Source organism: Streptomyces sp. NPDC007088 (assembly GCF_042869355.1).
Classification (GTDB): Bacteria; Actinomycetota; Actinomycetes; order Streptomycetales; family Streptomycetaceae; genus Streptomyces.
Window position 1 is genome coordinate 104,107 of the sequence record NZ_JBIAFO010000012.1, and the last position, 12,491, is coordinate 116,597.

Here is a 12,491-nt window from a genome sequence, read left to right on the forward strand (position 1 = left end):
CGGCCGGTTCCCGGCCCGGCCGCCGGTCCCCCCTGCCCAGAAACGGAGTCTCCGCAATGAACAGGACCCTTGAGGTCTGCATCATCGGTGCCGGCCCCCGCGGGCTGTCGGTACTGGAGCGGCTGCTGGCCAACGAGCGCCGCGCCCCCGCCCACAGCAAGGTCACGGTGCACGTGATCGACCCCTCGGCACCGGGCGCGGGCACCGTGTGGCGCCCCGAGCAGTCGCAGCACCTGCTGATGAACACCGTGGCCTCGCAGATCACCGTCTTCACCGACGACAGCGCCGCCATCGAGGGCCCGATCGAGCCGGGCCCGAGCCTGTACGAGTGGTCGCAGTCCCTGGCCCTGCTGGGCGACCCGGAGCAGTTGGACACCGCCGTGCTGACCGAGGCGAAGCGGCTGGGCCCCGACTCCTACCCCACGCGCGCCTTCTACGGCCGCTACCTGAAGGACTGCTTCGAGCGCATCACCGCGTCGGCGCCCGACCACGTCGAGGTCCTGGTGCACCGCTCGCGTGCGGTCGCCGCGGCCGACACCCACGGGGTGCCCGGCGGCCCGCAGGGTATCCGCCTGGAGAACGGCACGCGCCTCCACGACCTGGACGCCATCATCATGGCGCAGGGACACGTCCCGGCGCGGCTGTCGGCGCGCGAGGCGCGTACCGCGAGCCTCTCGCGCATCCACCACCTCACGTACGTCGCCCCGGCCAACCCGGCCGACCTCGACCTCAGCGCGATCGAGCCGGGCCACAACGTGCTGCTGCGCGGCCTGGGCCTGAACTTCTTCGACCACATGGCGCTGTTCACGCTGGGTCGCGGCGGCCGGTTCGAGCGGGTCGAGGACCGGCTCGTCTACCGGCGCTCGGGCAGCGAGCCGAAGCTGTTCGCCTTCTCCCGGCGCGGCATCCCCTACCACGCGCGCGGCGAGAACGAGAAGGGCTCCACCGGCCGCTACTTCCCGCGGCTGCTGACGGCCGAGTACATCGCGACCCTGCGGGAGCGTTCCGCCGCCGGCCGACCGGTCAACTTCGGCGCCGACCTGTGGCCGCTGATCTCCCGTGAGGTGGAGAGCGTCTACTACCGGGCGCTGCTGACCGCGCGGGGCGAGAGCGAGCGCGGCGAGGAGCTGGCCGGCCGCTTCCTGGCGGCGGACGGCGACGCGGCGGAGCTGCTCGACGGCTACGGTGTGCGGGTCGAGGAGCGCTGGGACTGGGAGCGCCTGTCCCGCCCGTACGGCGACCGGGTCTTCACCGACCGCGCGGACTTCACGGCCTGGCTGCTCGACTACCTGCGTCAGGACGTCGCCGAGTCCCGCCGGGGCAATGTCAGCGGTCCGCTGAAGGCCGCGCTGGACGTGCTGCGCGATCTGCGCAACGAGATCCGGCTCGCCGTCGACCACGGCGGTCTGGAGGGCGCCTCGCACCGCGACGACCTGGAGGGCTGGTACACGCCGCTCAACGCGTTCCTGTCGATCGGCCCGCCGGCCTCCCGGATCGAGGAGATGGTCGCCCTGATCGAGGCGGGTGTGCTGACCGTGACCGGACCGGGCACGCAGGTCAGGATCGACACCACGGCGCAGACGTACGTGGCGCACTCGGCGACGGTGCCCGGCGAGCCGGTGCGGGCCACCGCCCTCGTCGAGGCCCGGCTGCCCGAGCCCGACCTGCGCCGCACCGACGACCCGCTGCTGCGGCACCTGCTCGACACCGACCAGGCGGCGCCGTACCGGATCGCGGGCGCGGGCGGCGCCGGGTACGAGACGGGCGGACTGGCCGTCACCGAACGCCCCTACCGGCTGCTCGACGGCCGCGGCCGGGCGCACCCGAGGCGGTTCGCTTACGGGGTGCCCACCGAGTCGGTGCACTGGGTGACCGCGGCCGGTATCCGGCCCGGGGTGGACTCGGTGACCCTCGGCGACTCGGACGCCATCGCGCGCACCGTGCTGGCGCTGCCCCCGGTGGCCCAGGTGCCCGACGGGGTCCGCCCGGTGGACGCGGACAACGATCTGTCCGGGGTGATCGTGTGATCTGGTCCCACGCCCCCTTCGCGGACGCGGGACTGCTGTCACCGGTGCGGGCCGGTACGCCCGTGGAGGCGGCCACCGGCGACCGGGCGTGGCTACAGGCCATGCTCGACGCCGAGGCCGCCCTGGCGCGGGCGCAGGCGTCCCTGGGGACTGTGCCGAAGGAGGCCGCGGCGGTCATCTCCCGCGCGGCCGAGGCCGACCGGCTCGACCTGCGGGCCCTGGCGCTCGCCGCCCGGGAGACCGCCAACCCGGTGGTGGGGCTGGTGAAGGCGTTCACCGCGGTGGTGGCCGAGGAGGACCCGCGGGCCGCGGAGTACGTGCACCGGGGGTCCACGAGCCAGGACGTCCTGGACACGGGCGCCATGCTGGTGGCCGGCCGGGCGCTCGCCCTTGTGAGGGCCGACCTCCTCCGTACGGCGCGGGCGCTGGCCGTCCTCGCCGTACGGCACCGGGACACGCTCGCCGTCGCCCGCACGCTGTCCCTGCACGCGGTCCCGACGACCTTCGGGCTGAAGGCGGCGGGCTGGCGGGCGCTGGTCCTGGACGCCGAGGCGCGGCTGGCCCGGGTCCACGAGGGCGGACTGCCCGTCTCCCTGGGCGGAGCGGCCGGCACGCTGGCCGGGTACCTGGAGTACGCGGCCGTCGAGGGGGTCGGGGAGGGTCCCGGCCCCGAGGGGTACGCCGGCCGGCTGACCGACGCCTACGCGGCCGAGACGGGCCTGGCCCGCCCGGTGCTGCCCTGGCACGCGCTGCGCACGCCCGTCGCCGACCTCGCGGCGGCGCTCGCCTTCACGGCGGGGGCGCTCGGCAAGATCGCGCTCGACGTGCAGTCGCTCGCCCGGACCGAGGTCGGCGAGGTCGCCGAACCCGGGGGGCCGGGCCGCGGCGGCTCCTCGGCCATGCCGCACAAGCGCAACCCGGTGCTCGCCACCCTGGTACGGAGCGCGGCCCTCCAGGTGCCCGCGCTCGCCGGCGCCCTCACCCAGTGCCTGATGAGCGAGGACGAGCGTTCCGCCGGGGCCTGGCACGCGGAGTGGCAGTTGCTGCGCGAGTGTCTGCGGCTGTCGGGCGGCGCGGCCCACGCGGCGGCGGAACTCGCCGAAGGGCTCGAGGTCAGGCCGGAACGGATGCGCTCGAACCTGGACATGACGGGCAGTCAGGTGGTGTCGGAACGGGTGGCCGCGCGGCTCGCCCCGGTACTCGGCAAGGCCCCTGCCCGCGCACTGCTGACCGAGGCCGCGCAGGAGGCCGACGCCTCGGGCCGTCCGCTGGCCGAGGTGCTCGGCGCCCTGCCGGGGCTGCCGCCGCGGATCGCGGACGAGCTGGCAAGCCTGTGCGATCCGGCCGGTTACACCGGCGCCGCGGCCCTCCTGGTGGACGAGGCCCTGAAGTCCTGACCCCCGACGACTCCCCCAGCCGTGGCCCGGTCCTGCGGGCCACGGCTCGACGTACTGGAAAGCCGAGGAGAACATGACCCGTTCAGGAGCCGCCCGAGGGCGGTGGATCGAGAACTGGGACCCCGAGGACGAGCGGCAGTGGGAGCGGGGCGGCCGGCGCGTCGCCCGTCGCAATCTGGTCCTGTCGGTGGCCTCCGAGCACATCGGTTTCTCGGTGTGGAGCATGTGGTCGGTGCTCGTGCTGTTCATGTCGCCGGGCATCGGCCTGGACTTCGCCCCGGACGACAAGTTCCTGCTGGTGGTGGTGCCCACCCTGGTCGGCGCGGTGCTGCGGCTGCCCTACAGCAGCGCGGTGACCCGGTTCGGGGGCCGCAACTGGACCGTGTTCGCCTCGCTTGTCCTGCTGGTGCCGACCGGGCTGACGGTGTACTTCGTGCAGCGACCCGGCACCCCGCTGTGGGTGTTCCTGGTGATCGGCGCGCTGGCCGGGGCGGGCGGCGGCAACTTCGCCTCCTCGATGACGAACATCACCGCCTTCTACCCGCAGCGCCAGCAGGGCTGGGCCCTGGGCCTGAACGCGGGCGGGGGCAACCTGGGCGTCGCCGCCGTGCAGTTGCTCGGCCTGCTGGTGATCTCCGTCTTCGGGGACACCCACCCCGCGTACGTCGCCGCCTGCTATCTGCCGTTGATCGCCCTGGTGTCGGTGCTGGCCGCGCTGCGCATGGACAACGTGTCCGTGGTGCGCGCCGAGCGCGGCGCCCAGCGGCAGGCCGCGGCCGAACCGCACACGTGGTGGATCTCGCTGCTGTACGTCGGGACCTTCGGCTCCTTCATCGGCTTCGGGTTCGCGTTCGGGCTGGTGCTGCAGAGCCAGTTCTCCTCTACCCCCTTCGAGGCCGCCTCGTTCACCTTCCTCGGGCCCCTGCTCGGCTCCGTGGCCCGTCCGCTCGGCGGCAGGATCGCCGACCGGTGGGGAGGTGCGCGGGTGACGCTGTGGGCCTTCGCGGGGATGGCGGCGGGCATCCTCGTCCTGCTCGCGGCCACCCGGAGCGGGTCGTTCCCGCTGTTCGTGACCGGGTTCACGGTGCTGTTCGTGATGAGCGGCGCCGGCAACGGCTCGACGTACAAGATGATCCCCGCGGTCTTCGCCCGGCAGGCGGAGAGCGCCGTCACCTCCGGCCACGACGCCTCGGCGGCCTTCGCCCGCGCCCGCCGGGTGTCGGGGGCGGTCATCGGCATCGCCGGGGCGGCGGGCGCGCTCGGCGGGGTCGCCATCAACCTGGCCTTCCGCACCTCCTACGGCGAACTGGGCTCCGGCGAGCCGGCGTTCTACGCGTTCCTCGGGTTCTACGCGCTGTGCGCGGTGGTCATCGGCCTGGTGTACCTGCGCGGTGAGCGCACGGCCGCCGTCGTGCCCGAGCCGGTCCGGGTGAGGTCCTCCCGTGTCGGCTGACGACGCGGGGCCGCCGGCCGGGGCGGGGACGACGACCCACTGCCCGTACTGCGCGTTGCAGTGCTCGACGCGGCTGTCGGGCGGTCCGGGCGCGGTGGAGGTGCGTCCCACGCCGGACTTCCCCGTCAACCGGGGCGGCCTGTGCCAGAAGGGGTGGACCGCGCCCGCCCTGCTCGACACGCCGGGGCGGCTGCTCACCCCGCTGGTGCGCGGGGCGGACGGCGTGCTCGCGCCGGCCACCTGGGACGCCGCGCTCGGGCTGGTGGCCGGACGGCTGCGGGCGCTGCGGGAGAGCCACGGCGCCGACTCCGTCGCGGTGTTCGGCGGGGGCGGGCTGACCAACGAGAAGGCGTACACGCTCGGCAAGTTCGCCCGGGTGGCCCTGGGCACGAGCCAGATCGACTACAACGGCCGGTTCTGCATGTCCTCGGCCGCCGTCGCGGCCCAGGCCGCCTTCGGTCTCGACCGGGGCCTGCCCTTCCCGGTCACCGATCTGGACGACTCCGGTGTGGTGCTGCTGGCGGGGGCGAACCCGGCGGAGACGATGCCGCCGCTGATGCGGCACCTGGAGGGCGCCCGGCTCGTGGTCGTCGACCCGCGCCGCACCCGGACCGCGGAGCGCGCCGCGCTGCACCTGCAACCCGTCCCCGGCTCCGATCTCGCCCTGGCGCTGGGCCTGTTGCACCTGGCGGTCACCGAAGGGCTGGTCGACAAGGAGTACGTCGACACGCGCACCACCGGCTTCGAGACGGCCTGGGCGAGTTGTGTCGCCTGGTGGCCGGAGCGCGTCGAGGAGGTGACGGGCGTACCGGTGGACGACATGCGCCGGGCGGTCCGCATGCTCGCCGGGGCGCGCCGCGCGCACGTCCTGACCGGCCGGGGCGCGGAGCAGCACAGCAAGGGCACCGACACGGTCGCCGCCTACATCGACCTGGCACTGGCGCTGGGGCTGCCGGGCCGGGCGGGCAGCGGGTTCGGGACGCTGACCGGTCAGGGCAACGGGCAGGGTGGCCGCGAAATGGGCCAGAAGGCGGACCAGTTGCCCGGCTACCGTTCGCTGACCGATCCGGCCGCGCGGGCGCATGTGGCGTCCGTGTGGGGCGTGGACCCCGGGACGCTGCCCGGCCCCGGCCGCAGCGCGTACGAGCTGCTGGACTCCCTGGGCACGCCGCGGGGGCCGCGGGCGCTGCTGGTGTTCGGGTCGAACCCGGTGGTCTCGGCGCCCCGCGCCGACCGGGTCGGTGACCGGCTCGCCGCCCTGGACCTGCTGGTGGTGGCGGACTTCGTGCCCTCGGAGACGGCGGCGCTCGCGGACGTCGTCCTGCCGGTCGCCCAGTGGGCCGAGGAGGAGGGCACCCTCACCAGCCTGGAGGGCAGGGTGCTGCGGCGGCGCGCCCATCTGCGTCCGCCGCCGGGGGTGCGTACCGACCTGGAGGTACTGGGGGATCTCGCCGTGCGGCTCGGCCGGCCCGCGGCCGGGTTCCCGGTGCGGCCCCGGGAGGTCTTCGAGGAACTGCGTCTCGCCTCCGCGGGCGGGCGCGCGGACTACTCGGGCATCAGCTACGGGCGGCTGGACGCCGGCGAGGCGCTGCACTGGCCGTGCCCGGCCGGGGGCGACGGGGCCGGCGGCGACCACCCGGGGACGCCGAGGCCGTTCCTGGACCGGTTCGCGCACCCGGACGGTCTGGCCCGGTTCGCGGCGGTCGACCACCGGCCGCCGGCCCGCGAGCCGGACGAGGAGTTCCCGCTGTACGGGACGACGGGCCGGGTGCTGGCCCAGTACCAGTCGGGCGCGCAGACCCGGCGCGTGGCCGAACTGGTCGAGGCCGCGCCGGAGGCGTTCGTCGAGGTGCACCCGGAGACCGCCCGGCGCCACGGGCTGACCGACGGCGCGCTCGCCGAGGTCGCCTCGGCGTACGGGGCGGCCCGGGTACGGGTGCGGCTGACCCGCTCGATCCGGGCCGACACCGTGTTCGTGCCGTTCCACTACGCGGGTGCCGCCCGCGCCAATCTGTTCACCGGTGACGCGCTCGACCCGCGCAGCCGGATGCCCGAGTTCAAGGTCGGCGCGGTGCGCGTGACACCGGTGGGTGAGGGGCCGTGAGCGGGGTCCTCGTCGTGGGCGGCGGCCCGGCCGCGCACCGGCTGGCCGAGCGTCTTCGGCGGTACGGGTACGAAGGCGCGGTGACCGTGGTCGGCGCCGAGCCGCGCGCCCCCTACAACCGGGCCCTGCTCGGCTCGGTACTGGACGGCACCCTCGACGCCGGGCGGCTGACGCTTCCCGGACTTCCGTCCGACGTACGGGTACTGACCGGGACACGGGTGACCGGCGTCGACCGGGCGGCGCGCACCGTGCGCACCGGCGACGGCCGCGAGTTCGGCTACGACACCCTGGTCCTGGCCACCGGGGCACGCCCCCGCACACCCCCGGTGCCGGGGCTGACCGACGGCGCGGGCCGGCTCGCGGAGGGGGTGCGTACGGTGCGCACCGCCGCCGACTGCCGTCCGCTGTCCGAGGGGCCCGCCGTCGTGCTCGGTGGCGGTCTGCGCGGCGTGGAGACGGCGGCGGCGCTGCGGCGGGCCGGGCACGAGGTCGCGCTCGTCCATCCCGGCGACCGTCCGCTGTCCCGGCACCTCGACGCGGCCGGTGGCGCGGTCCTCGCCGAGTGGCTGAGGAGCCGAGGCGTCGCCCTGCACCTGGGCGTGCGGGTAGCCGAGTACGCGCGGGGCAAGGTGGTTCTCGACGACGGCCGGGTCCTGGCGGCCGGCACGGTACTGCTGTGCGCGGGCAGCGTGCCGGACACCGGCCTGGCCCGCTCGGCCGGTCTCCCGGTGCGCGAGGGCGTCGTGGTCGACTCCCGGCTGCGAAGCGCCGATCCGCGCGTGCACGCCCTCGGCGACTGCGCCCAGCGCGCGGACCTGCCCGGGGCAACCGTGCTCGGGGCCTGGGAGCAGGCCGACGCGCTGGCCCGGATCCTCACCGGCAAGGACCTGCTGTACCGCGACGGTCGCCAGGTGCTGCGCCCGCGCACGCCCGGCATGAACCTCGTGGTCCTGCCACCGGACGCGGGCGGGGACGAAGACGGAGACGAGACGGTCACCCTGCGGGACCCGGCGGGCGGCCGTTACGCCCGGCTGGTCCTGCGCGGCGCGCGTCTGCGGCACGGCCTCGTCATCGGCTCCGCGCGGGCGGTGGCCGCCGTGAGCCGGCTGTACGGCGGTGACGCCCCCGTCCCGTCCGATCTGCTGGCGCTGCTGACGGGCGCGGACGGGACGTACGCGGGCGCGGGCGAGCCGCCGGAGGACGCCGTGGTCTGCCACTGCAACAACGTCACCAGGAAGGCGCTCAAGGACGCCTGGCGGGCCGGGGCACGAGACACGGGCGCGCTGGGCCGCGCGACGCGGGCGACGACAGGGTGCGGCAGCTGCGCCCCCGTCGTGCGACAGCTGTGCGCGGCCCTGGCCCGCGAGGCGGTGTCCGGCCCCGCCCCGGCCGAGGGAGGGACACGGTGAACGCACGGACACTGGTGGTGGCGGGGCACGGCATGGTGGGGGGCCGGCTGGTCGAGGAGGTCCTGCGCCGTGACCGGGAGGAGCGGTGGCGGGTCGTCGTACTCGGTGAGGAGCCGCGGCCCGCCTACGACCGGGTCGCGCTGTCCTCGCTGCTCGACGGCGCCGCACCCGGCGATCTGGCCCTGACCGGACGGGAGGTGCTGGCCGACCGGCGGCTGCTGCTGCGGCTGTCCACGACGGTGACGGGCGTCGACCGGGCGGCGCGGACGGTGACCTGTCACGACGGCACCGAGATCGGCTACGACGCGCTGGTGCTCGCGACCGGTTCGCGGCCGTTCGTGCCGCCGGTACCCGGGCACGACCTGCCCGGGTGCTTCGTGTACCGGACGGTCGAGGACATCGCCGCCCTGCGCGCGGCGGCCGTTCCCGGACGGGACGCGGTGGTGGTCGGCGGCGGGCTGCTCGGTCTGGAGGCGGCGGGCGGTCTGCGGTCGCTGGGGATGCGGCCGCAGGTGGTCGAGATGGCGCCGTGGCTGATGGCGCAGCAGATCGACGAGGGAGGCGGCCGGGTCCTGGCCGGGGCGCTCGGCCGGCTCGGCGTACGGGTCCACTGTGCCGCGGCGCTGCGCGCGGTCGGCGCGGGGACCGACGGCCGGGTGGACCGGGTCGAGCTGGCCGGGGGCACGGTCCTCGCGGCGGGCGTCGTCGTCTTCGCCGCGGGGGTGCGGCCGCGCGACGAACTGGCGGGACCGATGGGCCTGGAGCGCGGCGAACGCGGCGGTTTCCTGGTCGACGCGTGGTGCCGTACCGCCGACGAGCGGGTGTGGGCCGTCGGGGAGTGCGCGGCCGTCGAGGGCCGCTGTCACGGGCTGGCGGCCCCCGGTTTCCGGATGGCCGAGACGGTGGCCGGGCAGTTGCTCGGCGCGGCGGACGCCCCGTTCGCCGGGGCGGACGCCTCCGCGAAGCTCAAGCTGCTGGGTGTGGAGGTGGCCGGCTTCGGCGACGCGCACGCGCGGACGCCGGGGGCGGTGGAGTACGTGCGCGAGGACCGGCGCACCGGCACGTACGCCAAGGTGGTGTTCGCCGCGGACGGGCGTACCGTGCGCGGCGGCGTCCTGGCCGGCGACACGGGCGCCTACGCGGGGCTGCGCTCCCTGGTCGGGCGGGAACTCCCGTCCTCGGTCGAGGATCTGCTGACAGGGAGGTCCTGACGGGGAAGCCGTGACACGCCTGCGGCCGGGCGGGCCTTCGCCGTTCTGGCGTGGCCCGTCCGGCCGTGGGTGTGGCGTTCGCGGCCCGGCGGACCGTCACCGTCCTGCCGGGGCCGCGCGCCGCCGTACTCCGGCGCACGAGCCCTCGTCCGGTGTGCCGGTGCCCGTGGCGCGGGTGGTGCCGCCCCGGCCCCTGCCGGGCGCCCGGGGAGGTGAGGGGCGGGCCGGTCAGGTCCTTCGCGGGCCGCGCGGGGGGTGTGCGCGTCCGCGGTCCGGGGTGGTCGGGTCTTCCGCCGGCCCGCGCCGGGGATGGGGCGCGGGACGGTGGGCGTCGTGGGCACGGGCGGGCCGGCATCCGGGGGGTGGTGGGTGCGGCGCGCGGGCGGCCCGGGTACGGGCGGGTGGGTCAGTTGTCGTACGGGCGCAGGCGCTTGGCCTCCTTGGTGGCCAGGGCCCACCACGTCAGCTTGTCCCACAGGACCTTGGCCGCGGCCTCGGCGTCGGCCGGCTCGGTGAGGTTGCCCTCCGCGTCGAACTGCGCCCAGGGGCCGTGGAAGCTGATGGCGTCGCGGACCGTGACGGCGTGCAGTTCGTTGAAGATGTGGCGCAGCTGCTGGACGGCGCGCAGACCGCCGGCGAGGCCGCCGTAGCCGACGAAGGCGACGGGCTTGGCGTGCCACTCGTTCTGGGTCCAGTCCAGGGCCGCCTTGAGGGAGGCCGGGAAGCTGTGGTTGTACTCCGGGGTCACCACGACGAAACCGTCCGCGCGGGACAGGCGCGCCGAGAACGCGGCGAGCAGCTCGGCCACCTCGGGCGAGGGCTCGTCGGTCAGGGCCGTGGGGAGCGGGAAGTCCGCGAGGTCGACGAGGTCGACCTCGATGTCGTCGCGCTGGCCGGCGGTGCCGACGAACCAGTTCGCGATCGTGGGGCCGAAACGGCCCTTGCGTACGCTCGTAAGGATCACAGCCACACGGATGCGGTCAGTCGGCATGTCTTGGGCCCTTTCACACACGGTCGGTCGGTCCGTCCTCTCCTCTAGAAGAACAAACCCGCATGCGGGTTTCCAAGTCGTATCGAAAAAATCGATGCGACACACGTCTGCCGGACCCGCTCGGGAGCGGGTCCGGCAGGACCGTGGGGGGACGGGACCGTCGGCGCGGCCGGCCGCCGCGGGGCGGCCGGGTGACGGGCGGTCAGCGGCCGGCGGTCGCGGGGGCCTCCTCGGCGGCGGGAGCGGCCTCCTCGACGGCCTCGGCGGCGGGCTGCGCCCCGGTGAGCTCCTGTGCGAGCTGGCGGGCCAGCTCCAGGCGCTTGATCTTCGCGGTGGCGGTGCGCGGCAGCTCGGACAGGCGGCGCTGGACGGGGTCGCCCAGCGCGGGCTGGTCGGCGACCGCGGTCCGCCAGCGCTCCAGGTCGAGCGGCAGGTCCCCGCGTGTGCACACCACCGGCACCGGCCGCTTGTCCGGGCCGGGCACGACGACCAGTTCGGTCAGCTCGTCCAGGCGGTGCAGGACCGCGTCCTCGACCTCCAGGGTGGAGTCGATGCCGGGGATGACGTCGACCTCGCGGTCCAGCAGGTGCAGGCAGCCCCACTTGGTGCGGTAGCCGACGTCACCGCCGCGCCACCACTCCCCCACGACCTGCTTGTCGAAGCGCTCCTGCTCCCCGTAGTAGGACAGCGCGCGGCCCGCGGTGACGACGTCGATGTAGCCCGGGTTCTCCTTCGTCGGCTTCTGCCCGCCGCGCGAGACCAGGCGGTACTTGGTCATGAACGGCGTGGGGTAGCCCTGGCAGCGGCCGTCGGCCTTGAGGGCGTTGCGGCGCCGGTAGGTGCGGGCGGCCAGCGGGCCGCACTCGCTCTGCCCGTACACCTGGAGGAACACCGGGCTGCGACGCTGCGAGGCGTGCATGAACTTGTGCATGGTGCTCGGGTGGATGGCGTCGAAGGTGCTGTTGAAGTACTTGACGGTGGAGACCGGCCGGCGCGGGTCGTCCAGCATCTCCTCCCATTCCAGGTACGAGTTGGGGTGCGTCTCCAGGACGCCCGGACGGTGCTCGACCAGGATGTCGGCGACGTGGGCGGGGCTGGCGTCGTTCATGAACACCATCGGCATGCCGCGGCTCTGGAGCACGGCGAGGCCCAGGTACATGCGCGAGTGCACGTAGGAGACGTGCATGGCGACGGTCTCCCGCTTGCGGATGAACGACACCACCTTGTCCTGCCAGTTGCCCCGGGCGCCCAGCGAACGGGCCGAGTGCACCACGAGCTTGGGTACGCCGGTGGTCCCCGAGGTGTGCGTCATCAGGGCGGGCTGGTCGGGGTCGAGCAGTACCGGCCGGCGCGCCGGCCCGCTGAGGTCGGCCAGGGCGACGGCCTCCGGGTGGGAACCGGTCGCGGTGACCACGCGCGCGGTCAGCTCGCCCAGCGGCAGCCCGGCCAGCGAACCGGTCAGCTTGGCCTCGTCGGTGAGCAGGGTGGGCCGCTCCAGCCGCTCCAGCAGCTTGCCGATGCTCTCCCCGTCCAGGTGCGGGGAGAGCATGGCCGGCACGGCGCCTATCCGGGCCACCGCACACGCCAGCACGGTGATGTCGAAGCTCGACGTCTTGTGGACCGCCACGTGCTCGCTGGGACGCACCCCGGCCGCCCACAGCCGGTCGGCGGTGGAGGCGACGAGTGAAGCGAACTCCGCGACGGTGAACCTGCGCCCCGCCTCGGGAAAGGCGTCCATGTCGTGATCGAGCGTGATCGGAGTGTTGCCGTACTTCTGCGCCGCCTGCTCGGAGACCACTCCGAGGTAGAGGAACTTCTTACTTTTCGGAACCTTATACATCAGGACTCTTCCTCCGAGAACCGATACACGAAACAGGAATTCCCCTCTACAAGTTCGCA

At 74.8% G+C, this 12,491-nt stretch carries 8 protein-coding genes; 6 read left to right on the forward strand and 2 right to left on the reverse strand.

Annotation, left to right across the window (positions count from 1 at the left end; all coding sequences use genetic code 11):
• The first annotated feature begins 56 nt into the window (after positions 1–56).
• The 6 genes from ACFYMP_RS20465 to ACFYMP_RS20490 all read left to right on the forward strand — a co-directional run bounded on the left by ACFYMP_RS20465 (position 57) and on the right by ACFYMP_RS20490 (position 9,601).
• The gene (locus ACFYMP_RS20465) at positions 57–2,027 is read left to right on the forward strand and encodes an FAD/NAD(P)-binding protein (protein ID WP_388859313.1); all 1,971 of its coding nucleotides are present in this window, start codon (positions 57–59) and stop codon (positions 2,025–2,027) included.
• Complete coding sequence (gene pcaB / locus ACFYMP_RS20470) at positions 2,024–3,424, forward strand: 3-carboxy-cis,cis-muconate cycloisomerase (protein ID WP_388859316.1); 1,401 nt, start codon at positions 2,024–2,026, stop codon at positions 3,422–3,424. The genes ACFYMP_RS20465 and pcaB overlap by 4 nt, the downstream gene beginning before the upstream one ends.
• A gap of 73 nt (positions 3,425–3,497) precedes the next feature.
• Positions 3,498–4,877, forward strand: a complete 1,380-nt coding sequence (locus ACFYMP_RS20475) for an MFS transporter (RefSeq protein ID WP_388859319.1) — start codon at positions 3,498–3,500, stop codon at positions 4,875–4,877.
• On the forward strand, positions 4,867–6,981 hold the full coding sequence (locus tag ACFYMP_RS20480) for a molybdopterin oxidoreductase family protein (RefSeq protein ID WP_388859322.1): 2,115 nt from the start codon (positions 4,867–4,869) through the stop codon (positions 6,979–6,981). The genes ACFYMP_RS20475 and ACFYMP_RS20480 overlap by 11 nt, the downstream gene beginning before the upstream one ends.
• A complete protein-coding gene (locus ACFYMP_RS20485; protein WP_388859325.1) occupies positions 6,978–8,390 on the forward strand; it encodes an FAD-dependent oxidoreductase in 1,413 nt (470 codons plus the stop codon). Before ACFYMP_RS20480 ends, ACFYMP_RS20485 begins: the two co-directional genes overlap by 4 nt.
• Positions 8,387–9,601 carry an FAD-dependent oxidoreductase gene (locus tag ACFYMP_RS20490; protein WP_388859328.1) on the forward strand — a complete coding sequence of 405 codons (1,215 nt, stop codon included), beginning with the start codon at positions 8,387–8,389 and terminating at the stop codon, positions 9,599–9,601. Before ACFYMP_RS20485 ends, ACFYMP_RS20490 begins: the two co-directional genes overlap by 4 nt.
• 406 nt (positions 9,602–10,007) lie before the next feature.
• On the opposite strand, the gene ACFYMP_RS20495 is transcribed toward ACFYMP_RS20490, so the two are convergent.
• Positions 10,008–10,565, reverse strand: coding sequence for an NADPH-dependent FMN reductase (locus tag ACFYMP_RS20495; protein ID WP_388859331.1), 558 nt, complete (start codon positions 10,563–10,565; stop codon positions 10,008–10,010).
• A gap of 229 nt (positions 10,566–10,794) precedes the next feature.
• Entirely contained in the window at positions 10,795–12,432 is a 1,638-nt protein-coding gene (locus ACFYMP_RS20500) for an AMP-binding protein (protein ID WP_388859334.1), read from the reverse strand.
• Positions 12,433–12,491 lie beyond the last annotated feature (59 nt).

Bases quoted from the DNA above. Each gene is read 5' to 3' on its own strand.
- ACFYMP_RS20500 (WP_388859334.1), bottom strand. From the start codon at position 12,432: ATGTATAAGGTTCCGAAAAGTAAGAAGTTCCTCTACCTCGGAGTGGTC.
- ACFYMP_RS20465 (WP_388859313.1), top strand. From the start codon at position 57: ATGAACAGGACCCTTGAGGTCTGCATCATCGGTGCCGGCCCCCGCGGG.
- ACFYMP_RS20475 (WP_388859319.1), top strand. From the start codon at position 3,498: ATGACCCGTTCAGGAGCCGCCCGAGGGCGGTGGATCGAGAACTGGGAC.